This is a genomic window from Mesorhizobium sp. B2-4-17 (genome assembly GCF_006441275.1).
Lineage (GTDB): Bacteria > Pseudomonadota > Alphaproteobacteria > Rhizobiales > Rhizobiaceae > Mesorhizobium.
The window spans coordinates 1-16,338 of record NZ_VFUX01000005.1 but is presented as its reverse complement, the minus strand read 5'-3'; the positions used below and the strand labels follow the sequence as shown (position 1 = coordinate 16,338).

Sequence of the window (16,338 nt, the reverse complement as noted above, 5' to 3'; positions counted from 1 at the left end):
CGAAAGTTTGTTTCCGCACCACGACAGGGCGTCATCTCTCGACAAGATTCTAAGACGAGCGCCCCTCGCTCCCGTCGGCACTGATCGGCGGCGAGGATTCAGGCTTTTTCGTGGTGCCGCCGACAGCTTACGCTATATTTCGCCGGCATCGCGATCATGTTTGGAAACAGGCGGTAACCGTTAGCGCGAAGGCATCAGCCTGCAGCGGCTATCCGGACCACGAACAGCGTCGCATTCCGGGCGGGCTCAGCCCGCAGGACCGAAGCATCCGGCCCGAGTAGCAGCGTGTCGAGAGGCCCGAGGCGAATTGGCCTGGCGTCGGGGAAAACGGCTTCGCCATCGTGACAAAGGACGAGGGTCGAACCGGCCCGGTTCACGATTTCCACAGGCCGCGAAATCGCCAGGCGTTCGACCGAATGCAGCACGCGGCCGCGGCGAGTCATGACGTTGAGGTCTGTGATCGGGCCGGCGATCAAGGTGGCACGCGTGGGCAGGTCGGCTGGGAAGGAAAAAGGCGCGGAAGCCGGCGCCAGCCGTGTCGCCGGCTGACCGGTGATATCAAGTACGATCCCCTCGCCTTCCAACACCGACAGCGTGCGGTCGACGCCGGCAAAACTGGAGAATGGCCCGCTGCTTTCGACGCGAGCCATCGACACGCGCCAGTCGAAATCGTCGAGCCCGGCGCCAGCGGGCGAGACGGCGATTTCCGTCGTCACCCCGCCGCCGTTCTTCCATGGCATCGACTTATATTCGGCTGCCCGCAGGACGCGCATGACGTCAGCCCGTTATCCGAGAATGCCGGGCAGGTCGAGCTGGTGCTCCTTGGCGCATTCGATGGCGATCTCGTACCCGGCATCGGCATGGCGCATGACACCGGTTGCCGGGTCGTTCCACAGCACCCGCTCCAGCCGCTTTGCCGCCTCGGGCGTGCCATCGGCGACGATGACCATGCCGGCATGCTGCGAGAAGCCCATGCCGACGCCGCCGCCGTGGTGCAGCGACACCCAGGTGGCGCCGGACGCCGTGTTGAGAAGCGCATTAAGCAGCGGCCAGTCGGAGATGGCGTCGGAACCGTCTTTCATCGCCTCGGTCTCACGGTTCGGCGAGGCGACGGAGCCGGAATCGAGGTGGTCGCGGCCGATGACGACCGGGGCCTTGAGCTCGCCCCTGGCCACCATCTCGTTGAAGGCCAAACCGAGCCGGTGGCGATCGCCGAGGCCAACCCAGCAGATACGCGCCGGCAGGCCCTGGAAGGAGATGCGCTCGCGCGCCATGTCCAGCCAATTGTGCAGGTGGGTATTGCCAGGGGTCAGCTCGCGCACCTTGGCGTCAGTCTTGTAGATGTCCTCCGGATCGCCGGAAAGGGCTGCCCAGCGAAACGGGCCAATGCCGCGGCAGAACAGCGGGCGGATATAGGCCGGCACAAAACCCGGAAAGGCGAAGGCGTTCTCAAAACCTTCTTCCAGGGCCACCTGGCGGATGTTGTTGCCGTAGTCGAGCGTCGGCACGCCGGCATTCCAGAACGCCACCATCGCCTCGACATGTTCGCGCATCGAAGCGCGCGCCGCCTTCTCGACCGTCTTCGGATCGCTGACACGCTTCTCGCGCCACCCGGCCATGGTCCAGCCCTTCGGCAGATAGCCATTGATGGGGTCGTGAGCCGAAGTCTGGTCGGTGACGATATCGGGGCGGATGCCGCGCCTGAACATCTCGGGCACGATTTCGGCGGCATTGCCGAGCAGGCCTACCGACTTCGCCTCGCCGGCCTTGGTCCAGCGCTCGATCATTTCCATCGCCTCGTCGAGCGTCTCGGCTTTCTCGTCGACATAACGGGTGCGCAGGCGGAAATCGATCGAATCCGGGTTGCATTCGATCGCCAGGCAGCAGGCGCCGGCCATGACGGCAGCGAGAGGCTGGGCGCCGCCCATGCCGCCAAGACCGCCGGTCAGGATCCATTTGCCCTTCAGGTTGCCGCCATAATGCTGGCGGCCGGCCTCGACGAAGGTCTCGTAGGTGCCCTGCACGATGCCCTGCGTGCCGATGTAGATCCAGGAGCCGGCCGTCATCTGGCCGTACATCATCAGGCCCTTCTTATCGAGCTCGTTGAATTTTTCCCAGGTCGCCCAGTGCGGCACCAGGTTGGAGTTGGCGATCAGCACACGCGGCGCATCCGGATGGGTGCGGAACACACCGACCGGCTTGCCCGACTGCACCAGCAGCGTCTCGTCCTCGCCGAGCGTCTTCAGCGAAGAGACGATGCGGTCGAAATCGTTCCAGGTGCGCGCCGCCCGCCCGATGCCGCCATAGACGACCAGTTCGTTGGGGTTTTCGGCAACGTCGGGATCGAGGTTGTTCATCAGCATGCGAAGCGGCGCCTCGGTCGTCCAATACCGGGCATTGAGCTTGTCACCGCGTGGCGCGCGGACTTCGCGAATGTTGTGGCGAGGATTGGTCATCATTGTCCCTTTCGGATGGCGGCGCGTCAGCGACCGGCCCAGTCAATGGCGGTTTCGAGAATCTGCTTCAGCGTGGCGCGGATCGGCGCGGCATAAGTCGGATCGTAGGGAACCGGCCAATTCTCCGGAGAACCCTTCTCCGCCGGCTCGCGCATGTAGCCACGGTTGGAAAGCTCCATCTGCAGCGCGTGAACGCCGTTTTGCGGCTGGCCAAAGGTGCGCGTGATCGAGCCGCCCTTGAAGCGGCCATTGACCACCCAGGTCTCGCCAGTCGTCGCGAGGATGGCGGCTACCTTTTCCTGCAACACCGGATCCGTGCTCTTGCCGTCATTGGTGCCAAGATTGAATACCGGCAGCGTGCCTTCGAACAGGCGCGGCAGCACCGAGCGGATCGAATGGCAATCGTAGAGCACGATCTTTTCATGCATGCCGCGCAGCCGGTCGATCTCGGCCTTAAGGGCGGCGTGGTAGGGCTTGAAATAGGTCTCGCGGCGCTGGTCGATCTCGGACGGGGTCGGCTCCTCGCCCATGCGATAAAGGGGATCGCCGTCGAACGTGTCGGTCGGGCAAAGCGTGGTTGTCGCCTGTCCGGGATAAAGCGAGACGCCGGAAGGGTCGCGGTTGACGTCGATGACGGTGCGCGAGATGGCGGTGTGCACGACGGTGGCGCCAAGGTCGGTGGCGAAATCATAGAGCTTGTCGATCCACCAGTCGCAGTCGCGCCGACCTAGCCAAGTCGAGACAAGCCGGCTCTCGATGTCGGCAAGGTCGATACCGGTGTGCGGGATCGACACCAGCAGCGGCGCCGTGCCTTGCCTGACGGTGAGCCAGGGAGCGGCAGCCATCACGCTGCTCCCGCGATCGACGGCAGCGCCACCGCGCCAGCGGCCTTGGCGGCTGCGCCGCTGCGCACCATGGCGATGGCTTTTTCCATATCGGGATGGAAATGCCGGTCGCTGTCGAGATGGGGAACTTCGGCCCGGACCAGCTTGCGCACGGCCTCCAACGGATCGCTCGACGCCAATGGCTGGTGGAAATCGCAGCCTTGTGCGGCAGCCAGCAGTTCGATGCCGATCACCGCCGTGGCGTTCTCGACCATGCCGATCAGCCGGCGCGCGCCGTGCGCGGCCATCGAAACGTGGTCCTCCTGATTGGCCGAGGTCGGGATCGAATCGACGCTGGCCGGATAGGCTTTCTGCTTGTTTTCCGAAACGAGAGCAGCCGCCGTCACCTGCGGGATCATGAAACCGGAATTCAGGCCGGGCTTCGGCGTCAGGAAGGCCGGCATGCCCGACAGCGCCGGGTCGACCAGCATGGCGATCCGGCGTTCCGAAAGCGAGCCGATCTCGCAGACGGCCAGCGCGATCATGTCGGCGGCAAAAGCGACCGGCTCGGCGTGGAAATTGCCGCCGGAAAGCGCGGTGTCGTCCTCGGCGAAGATCAGCGGATTGTCGGTGACGCCATTGGCCTCGGTTTCCAACGTATCGGCGGCTTTGCGCAGCACATCGAGCGCGGCGCCCATCACCTGCGGTTGGCAGCGCAGGCAGTACGGGTCCTGCACGCGCTCGTCGCCGACGCGGTGCGATTCACGGATGGCGCTGCCGGCCATCAGATTGCGCAGCGCCTCCGCCGTCTCGATCTGGCCATGGTGCTTTCTCAACAGATGAATGCGCGGATCGAAAGGCGCGTCGGAACCCTTGGCCGCGTCGGTCGACAGCGCCCCCGCGACCAGCGCCGACTGGTAGAGCACTTCGGCCTCGAACAGGCCGGCCAGCGCATAGGCCGTCGAAAACTGCGTGCCGTTGAGCAGCGCCAGACCCTCCTTTGCGCCCAATGTGACCGGCTCCAGCCCATGCGAGACGAAGGCAACCTTGGCCGGGAAACGGCCATGCGGGGTAAAGCATTCGCCGACACCAATCATCACCGCCGTCATGTGCGACAACGGCGCCAGATCGCCCGACGCGCCGACCGAGCCTTGCGCCGGCACCACCGGGATGACGTCGTTGGCGAGCATCGCTTCGAGCAGCTGAATGGTCTCGGGTCGCACGCCGGATGCACCCTGCGCCAGGCTGGCAAGCTTCAGCGCCATCATCAGGCGGGCAACGGCCACCGGCATCGGCTCGCCGACGCCAGCGGCATGCGACAGCACGATGTTGCGCTGCAAGGTTTCGAGATCGCCAGCCGGGATGCGCACACTGGCCAATTTGCCGAAGCCGGTGTTGATGCCATACACAGGCTCACCCTTGGCAACGATCCTGGCGACCGCTTCGGCGCTCGCCTTGATCTTTGGACGGCAAGCATCGTCAAGTCTCGGCACGGCACCACGGTAAATGGCGCGCCAGTCGGCCAGCGTCGCATTGCCGGGCTTCAAGGTCAGTTCGTTCATTGTCCTCTCCAGATACGGGCATGCAGCGGATTGAAGCCCATGCGATAAACGAGTTCGGCGGGACGCTCGATGTCCCAGATCGCCAGGTCGGCGGATTTTCCCGCTCCCAGCGTGCCGGTCTGCTTCAACAGTCCCAGCGCGCGGGCGGCCTCGCGGGTAACGCCGGCAAGACATTCATCGACCGTCATGCCGAACAATGTCGCCGCCATGTTCATGGTCAGCAGCAGCGAGGTCAGTGGCGAAGTGCCGGGATTGTTGTCGGTGGCGACCGCCATCTTGACTCCATGCCGGCGGAACAGGTCGATCGGCGGCTTCTTCGTCTCGCGAATGAAGTAGTAGGCACCGGGCAGGATCGTCGCCACGGTTCCCGCCTTGGCCATGGCCACGGCGCCTGCTTCATCGGTGTATTCGAGATGATCCGCCGACAGCGCGCCATAGCGGGCGGCGAGTTCGGCGCCGTGCAGGTTGGACAGCTGGTCGGCGTGGAGCTTGACCGGCAGGCCCGCGGCCTTGGCGGCGTCGAAGACGCGCGCCATCTGTTCCGGCGAAAACGCTATGCCCTCGCAAAAACCGTCGACCGCATCGGCCAGTCCTTCGGCGGCAACGGCAGGGAGAATCTGCCTGGCGACCAGATCGATAAAGGCGTCCTTGTCGCCCTTGGCTTCCGGCGGCAGCGCATGGGCGCCGAGGAAGGTCGTGCGGATCGTCACCGGCCGCCGATCGCCAAGTTGGCGGGCCGCGCGCAGCGATTTCTGCTCGTTTTCGAGGTCGAGTCCGTAGCCCGATTTCACTTCCACGGTGGTTACGCCCTCGGCGATCAGCGCGTCGAGGCGGGGCAGGGACTGGGCGACCAGTTCGTTCTCGCTGGCGGCCCGCAAGGATTTGACCGATGACACGATGCCACCGCCGGCCCTGGCGACCTCTTCATAGGTGGCGCCGGCCAGCCGCATCTCGAACTCGTTGGCGCGGTTGCCGGCATGGACCAGATGGGTGTGGCAGTCGATCAGGCCGGGCGTGATCCAGCGGCCCTCGCAGTCGACGGTTTCCCCTCCCGCGAACGCCATCGGCATTTCGGCCTCGGCGCCCGCATAGACGATCAGCCCATCTCGCGCCGCGACCGCGCCCTTCTCGACGATGCCGAGTCCGGCCGCACTCTCGGCCATGGTCGCCAGGCGCGCATTGCGCCAAAGACGAAGTCCTCCTGCCCTGCTCTCTCCAGCCATTATCTTTTCCATTTGAAAGGATGGCGATTATGTATATACATATTAACTTGCACTGCAAGTGCTATTGTTATCGGCGAACCGGATTCGGAGACGAGCGTGACGACAATCTTCGCGGAACAGGCACTCCTGCCGGGAGGCTGGCAGAATAATGTTCGGATCGCCATGAGCGGAGGGCTGATTTCCGCGATCGATGCCGGCGTGGCCGCGCATGCCGACGACGAGCGTCATGCCATTGTGCTGCCCGGCATGCCCAATCTGCACAGCCACGCCTTCCAGCGCGGCATGGCCGGGCTCGCCGAACTTCGCGGCCCCTCCGCCGACAGTTTCTGGAGCTGGCGCGAGGTGATGTACCGTTTCGCGCTGTCGATGACACCGGATCAGGTCGAGGCGGTTGCCGCGCAGCTCTATGTCGAGATGCTGGAGGCCGGTTTTTGCCGCGTCGGCGAATTTCACTATCTGCATCACGACCGCGATGGACAACCCTATGCCAACCTTGCCGAGATGGCGGAACGGATTGCTGCCGCGGCCAGCGAAACCGGCATCGGCCTGACGCTGCTGCCGGTGTTTTATGCGCATTCCTCCTTCGGCGGTGCCGCGCCGAATGAAGGCCAAAGGCGATTCATAAATGATGTGAATCGGTTCTCGCGGCTTGTTGAGAAAAGCCGCGAATCGGTTCGCGTGTTGAATCACGCTGTCGTCGGCGTCGCCCCGCACAGTCTGCGCGCCGCGACGCCGGAGGAACTGACAGAGGTCGCCGCTCTGGCGCCGAACGGGCCGATCCACATCCACGTCGCCGAACAGGTGAAGGAAGTCGAGGACTGCCTTGCCTGGGCCGGTGCGCGCCCGGTCGAATTTCTGCTTGGGGCTGCCGATGTCGACCGGCGCTGGTGCCTGATCCACGCCACCCACATGACCGGCGCAGAAACCATCGGCATGGCCAAAAGCGGCGCCATCGCCGGCCTCTGCCCGATCACCGAGGCCAATCTTGGCGACGGCACTTTTGCCGCACCGCTGTTCAGGGAGCATGGCGGCCGCTTCGGCATCGGCTCCGATTCCAACGTACTGATCGGCCTGCCCGACGAATTGCGCCAGCTCGAATATTCGCAGCGCCTCGCCCATCGCGCCCGCAATGTGCTTGCCGTGGCCGGCGGCTCGACCGGGCGTGCCTTGTTCGACGCCGCGCTTGACGGCGGCAGCACCGCGCTCGGTGCCGGCGCCTCGCAGATCGCCGTCGGCGCAACCGCCGATCTCGTCTCGCTCGACGCCGCCAACCCCTCGCTGGCCGGTAAGACCGGTGACGCGATCCTCGACGCCTGGATCTTCGCCAATGGCAGCAAGGTCGACTGCGTCTGGGTGCATGGGCAGAAACAGGTGAGCGGCGGCAAGCATCTGAACCGTGAAGCGGTTGGCGAGCGGTTCCGCGAGGCGATGACGGCACTTTCCGAGGGCTGATTCCAGATGAACATGGCCGAAACGACGGAGATGGAGGACAGCGAGACAGTCTCGCTGCATCAGCGCATTCTTTCCGATATCCGCGAAAAGATCCTGTCCGGAACCTGGGCGCCCGGCCACCGTATCCCGTTTGAACATGAGCTGACCGCCGAATATAAATGCTCGCGCATGACGGTGAACAAGGCGCTGTCGCAACTCGCCAAAGCCGGTTTGATCGAACGCCGCCGCCGCTCGGGCAGTTTTGTCCGCCGGCCGCAGTCGCAGGCGGCCGTACTGGAACTTCACGACATCAGGATCGAAGTCGAAGCGCTCGGCCTGCCCTACCGATACGAGCGGCTGGAGCGCCTGAAGCGGCGCAGCAACGCTGAAGACAGGGCGCTGCTCGGACCGTCCGCCGCAGGGTCGGTGCTATGGCTTGAAGGCCTGCATTTCGCGGGCGAGCGGCCGTTCGCGCTCGAGCAGCGCCTGATCAACCTTTCGGCGGTTTCGGAAGCCGGGGACGAAGAGTTTCTGGAAATTGCCGCCGGACCTTGGCTGATCGGCCGTGTACCATGGAGCGAGGCGGAGCATCGGATACGCGCCATGGCGGCGGATGAGCTTATCGCCGATGCGCTCGACATCGATCCCGGCGCGCCTTGCCTTGTGGTCGAGCGCCGCACCTGGAGCGCGGAGCACCCGGTCACCCATGTACGCTTCGTCTATCCGGCGGAAAGCCACACGCTGGTGGCAAGGTTCACGCCTTCGCAGGGATGAGTGATCTGCCCCTGGTGGGGGGAGATGGCCGGCAGGCCAGGACGCCGTAGAGCGCGAACTTCGAATGTGCCTGCCGGGAACTTATGTAGAAGACGGGACGGCTGGCGGGACAGCGCGCCCCTCTGCCTTGCCAGGCATCTCCCCACAAGGGGGAGATTGGCGGCTTCATCGTCGGCTTAAATCGCCGCCGTGATAATAATCTCGACCAGATATTCCGGGCCGGCGAGCTTGGCTTCCCCAGTAGCGCGGGCGGGCGTGTGGCCCTGCGGCACCCACTTGTCCCATTCCGAATTCATCTCGGCGAAGGTGCCCATGTCGGCCAGCCAGATGATTGCCTGGACGATCTTGGTCTTGTCTGTGCCGGCCTTGGCCAGCAATTCGTCGATGGTTGCCAGGATGTCGCGGGTCTGCGAGGCGACGTTGCCGCCGGGCTCGCCGACCTGGCCGGCCAGATAGACGGTGTTGCCGTGGATGACGATCTGGCTCATGCGCGGGCCAACATCGATGCGACGAATGCTCATGGGAAGTTCCTTCGTTTTGAGGGTCGCGCCTGTTTAGAGTCGCCATGGGCTTCGGGCAAGGCCGCCGGCGCCAAATCCCCTTGGACCAGAAAGGAAGCTGTTCGAGGCCGCAATTCCACCCGAGTGGCTTGTCGACTGATGTAACAACATCCTCATCAGCCACTCATGCCGAACAGATTCGTTCCGTCCGGATCGGCTTGAGTTGGATTCCTCGCTGGAAACATCTATCTGCGCTGAACGATTTCTGTCGGCGCGGATTGCCGGCCACGTCGGGGAGTGGCAAGACTCCCCGACAAACCAGATTGCGAGGATGCTGCCATGGAATACCGCGAAATCAGCGAGGATTATTCGGTCTCTGGCCAGATCCAGCCCGAAGACGTCGCAGCCATCAAGGCCGCCGGCTTTAGAAGCGTCATCTGCAACCGGCCTGACGATGAGCAGCCGGGCCAGCCTTCGGCGGACACGCTCAGGGCGGCGGTCGAAGGCGCCGGGCTCGCCTTCCGCTACATCCCTGTGATCAGCGGCCAGATCACCGCCGAGAATGTTGAGGATCAGGCTGAAGCGCTGGACGAGTTGGAAGGCCCGGTGTTCGCCTATTGCCGCTCCGGCGCCCGCTGCACCAATCTTTACGGGCTGATCCAGCAATCGAAAGGTTAGATCGGCAGCGCGCCGGTTTCTTTAAGCGTCTCCAGCACGATCGCCGTCTTCACGTGCTGCACGGATTCGTGCGGCAGGAGCACGCCGTTGACGAATTCCGACAGCGACTTCAGGTCGGGCGTCACCACTTTCAAGATGTAATCCATCTCGCCGGTCAGCGCGTGCGCCTCCTGCACTTCCGGCAACCGCGCCACCAATTCGCCGAAGCGCCGGGCATTGTCGCGGTTGTGGGTGGCTAAGGTCACCGAAATGACGTTGACCAGCGAGAAGCCTAGCCTGTCGCGGTCGAGCACCGCCCGATAGCCCTTGATATAGCCGTCTTCCTCGAGGCGCTGGCGGCGGCGCGAGCATTGCGATGCCGACAGGTTTACCCGCTCCGATAGATCATTGTTGGTCAGCCGCGCATCGCCCTGCAAGAGCGCCATTATCTTGCGGTCAAACTGATCGATGCGCGCCTCATCCACGATTTTTTCTCCTATCGTGCATATTTCACGCACGACATGACCATTTCAAGCGTTTGAATGCAAGCACCGTGCAGCCTATTTGCATTATCCTCACGCTATGTGTGGTCCAACGCGGCCACCTCACATTTTTGGAGGATAGCCATGGGTCCCTTCCCGCACGACGCCCCGCCCGCAAAAATCAGTAAAGACAACCCCGCAGGCACCGACGGTTTCGAGTTCGTCGAGTTCGCGCATCCAGAACCGCAGAAGCTGGCCGAACTGTTCACCCGGATGGGTTATATGGCGGTGGCCAAGCACCGCACCAAAGACATTACCGTCTGGCGCCAGGGCGACATCAACTATGTCGTCAATGCCGAACCAGGCTCGCATGCGATGAGGTTCGTCGACAAGCATGGCCCCTGCGCCGCCTCGATGGCTTGGCGCGTGGTCGATGCCGGGCATGCTTTCGAGCATGCCGTCTCGAAGGGTGCGACGCCCTACGAAGGCGACGACAAGGCGCTCGACGTGCCCGCCATCGTCGGCATCGGCGGCTCGCTGCTCTATTTCATCGATGCCTATGGCAAGAAGGGCTCGGCTTATGATGCCGAATTCGAATGGCTCGGTGCGCGCGACCCGCGGCCGCAAGGGGTCGGCTTCTATTTCCTCGACCACCTCACCCACAATGTCTATCGCGGCCAGATGGACAAATGGTGGGATTTCTACCGCAATCTGTTCGGCTTCAAGCAGATCCATTTCTTCGACATCGACGGCAGGATCACCGGCCTTGTCAGCCGCGCCATTACCTCGCCCTGTGGCAAGATCCGCATTCCCCTCAACGAATCCAAGGACGAGACCAGCCAGATCGCCGAGTATCTGAAGAAGTACAATGGCGAAGGCATCCAGCACATCGCCGTCGGCACCGACGAAATCTACGAGGCCACCGACAAGCTCGCCGCCAACGGCCTGAAATTCATGCCAGGTCCGCCCGACACCTATTACGAGATGTCGCATGAACGCGTTAACGGCCATGACGAGCCGATCGAGCGCATGAAGAAGCACGGCATCCTGATCGACGGCGAGGGCGTGGTCGATGGCGGCATGACCAAGATCCTGCTGCAGATCTTTTCCAAAACCGTGATCGGGCCGATTTTCTTCGAGTTCATCCAGCGCAAGGGTGACGAGGGCTTTGGCGAAGGCAATTTCCGCGCCCTGTTCGAGTCAATCGAGCAGGACCAGATCAAACGCGGCGTGATCAAAGTGCAGGCCGCGGAATAGATGGGAGTTCTTGCGGCTCGACCGATTATGACCTAAATTCTAGTCATGAAGGGTCGAGCACATGAATGTTTCTATCGCCGAAGCCAAGGCCAAATTGTCCGAACTCGTCAGCCGCGCGGAAGCAGGTGAGGAGATCGTACTCACTCGGCACGGCAAGGTCGCAGCGCGCATTGTACCTCCGGCAGCGGCCGAACCTCTGCCCCGTATCGGCGCATTGAAGGGCAAAATCTGGATTGCGGACGATTTTGACGAACTCGGTCCCGAATGGGACGAGTACGTAAAATGACGGTCGGCCCCTTTCTCGCCGACACACATATCATCCTCTGGTCGATTTCGGACGATCGACGTCTCAGCGAGCATCACCGCGCCATCTTGGCTTCGGAAGCGGTGGTGTTTGCGAGCGCGGCAAGCATCTGGGAAATTGCCATCAAACGATCGATCGGAAAACTCAATGCGCCGGATGATCTGCCGACGTTGCTTCCAAAGATGCGATTTCAGCCGCTCGTTGTGACGTTACAGCATGCGAATGCCATCAGCGGCCTACCCCACCACCATGGCGATCCGTTCGACAGATTGCTGATCGCGCAGGCGCAAGTGGAAAACTTGACCATCCTTACTTCCGACCCGCATCTGGCCCGTTACGATGTCGCTGTAGCGTGATTAGCCAGGCGGTTGGTATCAGAGCCGAAGCCTCTCAACCTCCTCCTGCCTAACCTTGACGTCATAATCGAGCAGGAACTCGTCCAACTGCGGCGGTGCGACCGAGGTGCCGGACAGCATCGCATGGACCTGACCGCGATGATGGATGTCGTGCAGGAGGACATGGGCGAGGATGTCCCCAATCTTTTCCGGAATCATGCCATCCTCGCGCCGGTCGGTGTTGACGCGGCGGTCGAGGTCGAGCTCCGACAACCCATCACAGAAAGCAACGAGCCTGCGATCGAAATCGGCCTGCGCCGCCGCTAGGTCCACGGGGTCGTCGAACGGCACGAAATCGTCATAGACTGCTGCCCCGACGCCGCCCTCTTCCAGAAAATCGAGATAGAGACGGTCCACCGCCAGTATGTGGTTGAGCGTCTCCTTGATCGACGGAAAGAAGCTGGTGCGCTTGGCCTCGAATTCACCCGGCTGGAGCGACAGTACGGCACGATAGAGCCGGTCGTTCGACCAGAGATTGTTGCCGGCCATGCGGCGCATGTGATTCAGAAGGTTCATCAATGAAACCTCAACCTCTCGTAGCCCCTACCCCCTCGTACTTCTCGACCTTCTGCTCGATCGCGCCGAAGATCGAATGCCCGGCCTTGTCCTTCATCTCGATGCGCACCGTGTCGCCAAAGCGCAGGAATGACGTTTTCGGCTCACCGGTCTCGATTGTCTCGATCATGCGCAGTTCGGCAATGCAGGAATAGCCGGCGCCACCAGCCGAGATGGGCTTGCCGGGGCCGCCGTCGAGCTTGTTGGAGACCGTGCCCGAGCCGATGATGGTGCCGGCCACCAGCGGCCTTGTCCTGGCGGCATGCACGATCAGCGCCGGGAAATCGAAGGTCATGTCAACGCCGGCATTGGCGCGGCCGAATGGCTTGCCGTTGAGATCGGCAAGCAGCGGCAGGCTGACCTTGCCGCCGTCCCAGGCGTCGCCCAGCTCATCCGGCGTCACCGCGACCGGCGAAAAGGCCGAGGATGGTTTCGACTGGAAGAAGCCGAAGCCCTTGGCCAGCTCCGGCCCGGTGAGCGCGCGCAGCGTGACATCATTGACAAGCATGACCAACCGGATGGCGGCGCGCGCCTCATCGAGGCTGGCGCTCATCGGCACATCGTCGACGACGACGGCCACTTCCGCCTCCATGTCGATGCCGAAGGCTTCGTCGGCCATGCGGATCGGATCGCGGGGTGGAATGAAGGAATCGGACCCGCCCTGGTAGATCAGCGGGTCGGTCCAGAAGCTCGCCGGCATCTCAACGCCGCGCGCTTTGCGCACCAATTCGACGTGGTTCACATAGGCCGATCCATCAGCCCATTGATAGGCGCGTGGCAGCGGCGAATGCGCGTCGTGCTCGTGAAAGCGGGCAGACGGCATCGCATTGTTCTCCAGCGATTCCGCGATGGTCGCCAGATGCGGGGAAATCCTGCGCCAGTCGTCGAGGGCGGCCTGCAGCGTGCGCGCCAGGAACGAGGCATCGGTGAAGCGCGTCAGGTCGCGCGAGACGACAACGAGTTTTCCGTCGCGCGTCCCGTCCTTCAATGTGGCAAGCTTCATGCGATTTCCCCTCCTTGTGCAGCTTTGCTGCTGCTTTGGTCTTTTGCTTTACGCATGATCCTTTCCGAAAACCGGTTCCCACTTTTCGGGATCATGCGAGTTCCACAACAAGGCCGTCGCGTGCGATCGTCAAGTCGCCGGCCCATGTTTTCCTGACAGCGGCGATCCAATCGGCCTCGTTGATCCCGGGATCGTCGGCGGGAATGAGATGATTGAGCACCAGCCTCTTCACACCGGCATCGCTGGCGATGCGCCCGGCGTCCCCGGCAAAACTGTGGCTGGCGAGCAGATGCTCTTTCAACCGCGCGCCATTGCCGGTTCTGGCAACCACACGCTCGATGCCTTGCTCCAGCATGGCTTCATGGACGAGGATGTCGGCACCTGTGGCAAAATCGACGAGCGGCGGAAAGAAGGCCGTGTCGGCGGAGAACACCACGCATTTGGGGGCGTGCTCGAAGCGCAGGGCAAAGCAGTCCGTCACCGGCGGATGATCGACGCGAAGCGCGGTCACCTTCAGGCCATTCTGCTCGACCACCTGGCCTTCGCCGAATTCCTCAATCGAAACCAGTTCGCGGATGTCCGGCCGACCCTCATCGGCAATTCGGATCTCGATGTCGAATTCCATCGCCTGGCAGAAGCGCTGCCAGTAGTGGCCGGTGCCGGGCGGACCGAACACGGTGACCAGCGTCGCCAGTCCGGCCGTCCAGGCGGTATGGATCAGCGGCCCGAGTTCCAGCACATGGTCGGAATGCAGATGGGTGATGAAGATCAGGTCGAGCGCCTTCAGGCCGATGCCGGCATCGACCAGACCGCGCGTCACGCCAAGCCCGCAATCGACGACGATAGCTCGCCCGCCGATCTCAAGCAGAGATGAACTCGGCCACGGTCCGCCAGGCCTCAGCGCCGGACCGCCCTTGGAGCCCAGCAGCACCAGCCGGTCGCTCATCGGACGAACCTCAAGACCAATCGCCCTCCGGCGTGCCATTGAACCGCTTCTTCAGATCCGCCCAACAGTCGATGTAATTGTCCTGCCGGGTTTCCAGTTCGGCGCCGTAGCGGGTCAGCATCTGCGGAAAACGCGTCTCGAACATGAAGGCCATGGTGTTGTCGAGCTTGACCGGTTTCAGGTCCGCGCGCGAGGCCTTTTCGAAGCCAGGCGCATCCGGGCCATGGGCCAGCATCAGATTGTGCAGGCTGATGCCGCCGGGCACAAACCCTTCTTCCTTGGCATCATACTGGCCGTGGATCAGGCCCATGAACTCGCTCATGATGTTGCGGTGGTACCAGGGCGGCCGGAACGTATCTTCCGCCACCAGCCAGCGCGGCGGGAAAATGACGAAGTCGATATTGGCGGTGCCCTCCTCGCCGCTCGGCGCCGTCAGGACGGTGAAGATCGACGGATCGGGGTGGTCGAACAGGATCGCACCGACGGGCGAAAACGTCGCCAGATCATATTTGTAGGGTGCGTAGTTGCCGTGCCAGGCGACAACGTCGAGCGGTGAATGACCAAGGTCGGTGACGTGGAAATTGCCGCACCATTTCACGGTCAGCCGGCACGGTGTCTCCTTCTCCTCGAACCAGGCGCAAGGCGTCTTGAAGTCGCGCGGATTGGCAAGGCAATTGGCGCCGATCGGGCCACGGTCGGGCAAGGTCAGCTTGGCGCCGTAGTTCTCGCAGACATAGCCGCGTACTTCCTTGTCGACCAATTCGACCTTGAACACGAGGCCGCGCGGCAATACGGCGATCTCGCCTGGCCGCAGTTCGATGACGCCCATCTCGGTGACAAGGCGCAAGGCGCCGACCTGCGGCACGATCAGCAACTCACCGTCGGCGTTGAAGAAATGATCATCGATCATCGATGTGTTGGCGACATAGACATGGGCTGCCATGCCGGTCTGGCCGAGCACGTCGCCGGCCGTGGTGATGGTGCGCATGCCCTGGATGAAATCGGTCTGCTCCTTCGGCATCGGCACCGGGTTCCAGCGATACTGGCCGAGCGCCAGTTCATGATCGCCGACATTGGGGGCTGTCTTCCATAAGGGATAGTTAGCCGGCTTGAATCGGCCAGTGTGTTTTACGCTTGGCCTGATGCGATAAAGCCAGGAGCGCTCATTGGTGCCGCGCGGCGCGGTGAAGGGTGAGCCCGAGAGTTGCTCGGCATAGAGCCCGTAGGCTGGCCGCTGCGGCGAATTCCGCCCCTGCGGCAGCGCGCCGGGCAGCGCCTCGGTTTCGAAGTCGTTGCCGAAACCCGGCATATAGGAAAAGGCCATCGCTTCCTCCCCGATTGACCAAATTGGTTTCATTTGTAACCATTGAAAATGTAACTATCAACGGCGAACGCTGCATCCTCGGTGCGTATCATGGAACCCGAAATCCTAAAACTTGAAAGCTTCCTGCCCTATCGGCTCTACAGGCTTGCCGACGCAGTCAGCCGCGAATTCTCGCGCATCTACAAGGAGCGCCACGGCCTGACCCGGCCGGAATGGCGTACCCTTTCCGGGATCGGCCAGCGCGGCACGATGACGGCCACGGAGCTCGGCGAGCAGTCGGCCATGCACAAGACCAAGGTGTCGCGCGCGGTCGCCGAGCTCGAGCGGCGGCGGTGGTTGACGCGTGTGCCGGACGAGAATGATCGCCGTGTCGAGCATCTGGCGCTGACCAAAGCGGGTCTCGCGGCCTATCGGGAGATGGTGCCGCTGGCAAAGGCGTTTGAAAGGGAGTTGCTGGCGAGGCTGAGTGCGGAGGAACGGGCGGCGATCGTGAGAGGCGTGGCGGCGCTGGAGGTGGCGTTATCTGCAGCGTAGCGAAGAACGCCGCCCTATCCTTCGTCATTCTAGCCCCCTGGAACAAAAGTAAGCTTCATTTTGTTTGGCTTCTGTCACAAGAGCAGGAGTTTGATTCATGGCTGGCAGGCA

At 62.8% G+C, this 16,338-nt stretch carries 18 protein-coding genes; 7 read left to right on the top strand and 11 right to left on the bottom strand.

The features are described 5' to 3' along the window. Nucleotides 1-194: 194 nt before the first annotated feature. Genes FJ548_RS05660 through hutI form a run of 5 tightly spaced genes read right to left on the bottom strand, consistent with a single transcriptional unit; the run spans nt 195 to nt 6,065 of the window. The gene (locus FJ548_RS05660) at nt 195-773 is read right to left on the bottom strand and encodes a HutD family protein (protein ID WP_140777252.1); all 579 of its coding nucleotides are present in this window, start codon (nt 771-773) and stop codon (nt 195-197) included. A 12-nt stretch (nt 774-785) separates the two neighbouring features. Beyond that, on the bottom strand, nt 786-2,459 hold the full coding sequence (gene hutU / locus FJ548_RS05655; RefSeq protein ID WP_181168720.1) for a urocanate hydratase: 1,674 nt from the start codon (nt 2,457-2,459) through the stop codon (nt 786-788). Nucleotides 2,460-2,482: 23 nt separating this feature from the next. Further along, nucleotides 2,483-3,301, bottom strand: a complete 819-nt coding sequence (gene hutG / locus FJ548_RS05650) for an N-formylglutamate deformylase (protein WP_140609934.1) — start codon at nt 3,299-3,301, stop codon at nt 2,483-2,485. Next, on the bottom strand, nt 3,301-4,842 hold the full coding sequence (gene hutH / locus FJ548_RS05645) for a histidine ammonia-lyase (protein WP_140777250.1): 1,542 nt from the start codon (nt 4,840-4,842) through the stop codon (nt 3,301-3,303). The genes hutG and hutH overlap by 1 nt, the downstream gene beginning before the upstream one ends. Continuing rightward, complete coding sequence (hutI, locus tag FJ548_RS05640; protein ID WP_140609932.1) at nt 4,839-6,065, bottom strand: imidazolonepropionase; 1,227 nt, start codon at nt 6,063-6,065, stop codon at nt 4,839-4,841. The genes hutH and hutI overlap by 4 nt, the downstream gene beginning before the upstream one ends. 96 nt (nt 6,066-6,161) lie before the next feature. On the opposite strand from hutI, the gene FJ548_RS05635 reads away from it, so the two are divergent. Next, nucleotides 6,162-7,517, top strand: a complete 1,356-nt coding sequence (locus FJ548_RS05635; RefSeq protein WP_140777248.1) for a formimidoylglutamate deiminase — start codon at nt 6,162-6,164, stop codon at nt 7,515-7,517. Between the two features lie 12 nt (nt 7,518-7,529). Next, nucleotides 7,530-8,270 (top strand): histidine utilization repressor, encoded by a 741-nt coding sequence (hutC, locus tag FJ548_RS05630; protein ID WP_181168724.1) that lies wholly within the window; start codon nt 7,530-7,532, stop codon nt 8,268-8,270. A gap of 176 nt (nt 8,271-8,446) precedes the next feature. Here the strand turns inward: hutC and FJ548_RS05625 are convergent, their stop codons facing one another. Further along, nucleotides 8,447-8,791 carry a RidA family protein gene (locus tag FJ548_RS05625; RefSeq protein WP_056562755.1) on the bottom strand — a complete coding sequence of 115 codons (345 nt, stop codon included), beginning with the start codon at nt 8,789-8,791 and terminating at the stop codon, nt 8,447-8,449. Nucleotides 8,792-9,109: 318 nt separating this feature from the next. On the opposite strand from FJ548_RS05625, the gene FJ548_RS05620 reads away from it, so the two are divergent. Continuing rightward, nucleotides 9,110-9,448 (top strand): TIGR01244 family sulfur transferase, encoded by a 339-nt coding sequence (locus FJ548_RS05620; protein WP_140609929.1) that lies wholly within the window; start codon nt 9,110-9,112, stop codon nt 9,446-9,448. Here FJ548_RS05620 and FJ548_RS05615 read toward each other — a convergent pair. Continuing rightward, the gene (locus FJ548_RS05615) at nt 9,445-9,912 is read right to left on the bottom strand and encodes an Lrp/AsnC family transcriptional regulator (protein WP_140609928.1); all 468 of its coding nucleotides are present in this window, start codon (nt 9,910-9,912) and stop codon (nt 9,445-9,447) included. The two genes, FJ548_RS05620 and FJ548_RS05615, sit on opposite strands and share 4 nt — an antisense overlap. 141 nt (nt 9,913-10,053) lie before the next feature. Here FJ548_RS05615 and hppD point away from each other — a divergent pair, with 141 nt between their 5' ends. From hppD to FJ548_RS05600, 3 genes are all read left to right on the top strand, one after another. Continuing rightward, complete coding sequence (gene hppD / locus FJ548_RS05610; protein ID WP_140762947.1) at nt 10,054-11,166, top strand: 4-hydroxyphenylpyruvate dioxygenase; 1,113 nt, start codon at nt 10,054-10,056, stop codon at nt 11,164-11,166. 61 nt (nt 11,167-11,227) lie between these two features. Continuing rightward, entirely contained in the window at nt 11,228-11,452 is a 225-nt protein-coding gene (locus FJ548_RS05605; RefSeq protein WP_023813589.1) for a type II toxin-antitoxin system prevent-host-death family antitoxin, read from the top strand. Beyond that, nucleotides 11,449-11,826 (top strand): type II toxin-antitoxin system VapC family toxin, encoded by a 378-nt coding sequence (locus FJ548_RS05600; protein ID WP_140609926.1) that lies wholly within the window; start codon nt 11,449-11,451, stop codon nt 11,824-11,826. Before FJ548_RS05605 ends, FJ548_RS05600 begins: the two co-directional genes overlap by 4 nt. A gap of 18 nt (nt 11,827-11,844) precedes the next feature. Here FJ548_RS05600 and FJ548_RS05595 read toward each other — a convergent pair whose 3' ends face one another. The 4 genes from FJ548_RS05595 to hmgA form a co-directional block, all read right to left on the bottom strand. After that, on the bottom strand, nt 11,845-12,381 hold the full coding sequence (locus FJ548_RS05595; protein WP_140609925.1) for a DinB family protein: 537 nt from the start codon (nt 12,379-12,381) through the stop codon (nt 11,845-11,847). Nucleotides 12,382-12,391: 10 nt separating this feature from the next. Next, the gene (locus FJ548_RS05590; RefSeq protein ID WP_140609924.1) at nt 12,392-13,423 is read right to left on the bottom strand and encodes a fumarylacetoacetate hydrolase family protein; all 1,032 of its coding nucleotides are present in this window, start codon (nt 13,421-13,423) and stop codon (nt 12,392-12,394) included. Nucleotides 13,424-13,514: 91 nt separating this feature from the next. Next, nucleotides 13,515-14,369, bottom strand: a complete 855-nt coding sequence (locus tag FJ548_RS05585) for an MBL fold metallo-hydrolase (protein ID WP_140609923.1) — start codon at nt 14,367-14,369, stop codon at nt 13,515-13,517. Nucleotides 14,370-14,379: 10 nt separating this feature from the next. Then, a complete protein-coding gene (gene hmgA, locus FJ548_RS05580) occupies nt 14,380-15,693 on the bottom strand; it encodes a homogentisate 1,2-dioxygenase (RefSeq protein ID WP_140609922.1) in 1,314 nt (437 codons plus the stop codon). 90 nt (nt 15,694-15,783) lie between these two features. Between hmgA and FJ548_RS05575 the strand changes: the two genes are divergently transcribed. After that, a complete protein-coding gene (locus tag FJ548_RS05575) occupies nt 15,784-16,227 on the top strand; it encodes a MarR family transcriptional regulator (protein ID WP_140777246.1) in 444 nt (147 codons plus the stop codon). Nucleotides 16,228-16,338: the final 111 nt, after the last annotated feature.

Excerpts from the sequence above, each read along its gene's own strand:
- hutC (WP_181168724.1), top strand. The coding sequence starts at position 7,530 with ATGGCCGAAACGACGGAGATGGAGGACAGCGAGACAGTCTCGCTGCAT.
- FJ548_RS05595 (WP_140609925.1), bottom strand. The coding sequence starts at position 12,381 with ATGAACCTTCTGAATCACATGCGCCGCATGGCCGGCAACAATCTCTGG.
- FJ548_RS05575 (WP_140777246.1), top strand. The coding sequence starts at position 15,784 with ATGGAACCCGAAATCCTAAAACTTGAAAGCTTCCTGCCCTATCGGCTC.
- FJ548_RS05660 (WP_140777252.1), bottom strand. The coding sequence starts at position 773 with ATGCGCGTCCTGCGGGCAGCCGAATATAAGTCGATGCCATGGAAGAAC.
- hppD (WP_140762947.1), top strand. The coding sequence starts at position 10,054 with ATGGGTCCCTTCCCGCACGACGCCCCGCCCGCAAAAATCAGTAAAGAC.
- FJ548_RS05585 (WP_140609923.1), bottom strand. The coding sequence starts at position 14,369 with ATGAGCGACCGGCTGGTGCTGCTGGGCTCCAAGGGCGGTCCGGCGCTG.
- FJ548_RS05590 (WP_140609924.1), bottom strand. The coding sequence starts at position 13,423 with ATGAAGCTTGCCACATTGAAGGACGGGACGCGCGACGGAAAACTCGTT.
- FJ548_RS05605 (WP_023813589.1), top strand. The coding sequence starts at position 11,228 with ATGAATGTTTCTATCGCCGAAGCCAAGGCCAAATTGTCCGAACTCGTC.
- hutH (WP_140777250.1), bottom strand. The coding sequence starts at position 4,842 with ATGAACGAACTGACCTTGAAGCCCGGCAATGCGACGCTGGCCGACTGG.
- FJ548_RS05620 (WP_140609929.1), top strand. The coding sequence starts at position 9,110 with ATGGAATACCGCGAAATCAGCGAGGATTATTCGGTCTCTGGCCAGATC.
- FJ548_RS05625 (WP_056562755.1), bottom strand. The coding sequence starts at position 8,791 with ATGAGCATTCGTCGCATCGATGTTGGCCCGCGCATGAGCCAGATCGTC.
- hutU (WP_181168720.1), bottom strand. The coding sequence starts at position 2,459 with ATGATGACCAATCCTCGCCACAACATTCGCGAAGTCCGCGCGCCACGC.
- hutI (WP_140609932.1), bottom strand. The coding sequence starts at position 6,065 with ATGGCTGGAGAGAGCAGGGCAGGAGGACTTCGTCTTTGGCGCAATGCG.
- hmgA (WP_140609922.1), bottom strand. The coding sequence starts at position 15,693 with ATGGCCTTTTCCTATATGCCGGGTTTCGGCAACGACTTCGAAACCGAG.
- hutG (WP_140609934.1), bottom strand. The coding sequence starts at position 3,301 with ATGGCTGCCGCTCCCTGGCTCACCGTCAGGCAAGGCACGGCGCCGCTG.
- FJ548_RS05600 (WP_140609926.1), top strand. The coding sequence starts at position 11,449 with ATGACGGTCGGCCCCTTTCTCGCCGACACACATATCATCCTCTGGTCG.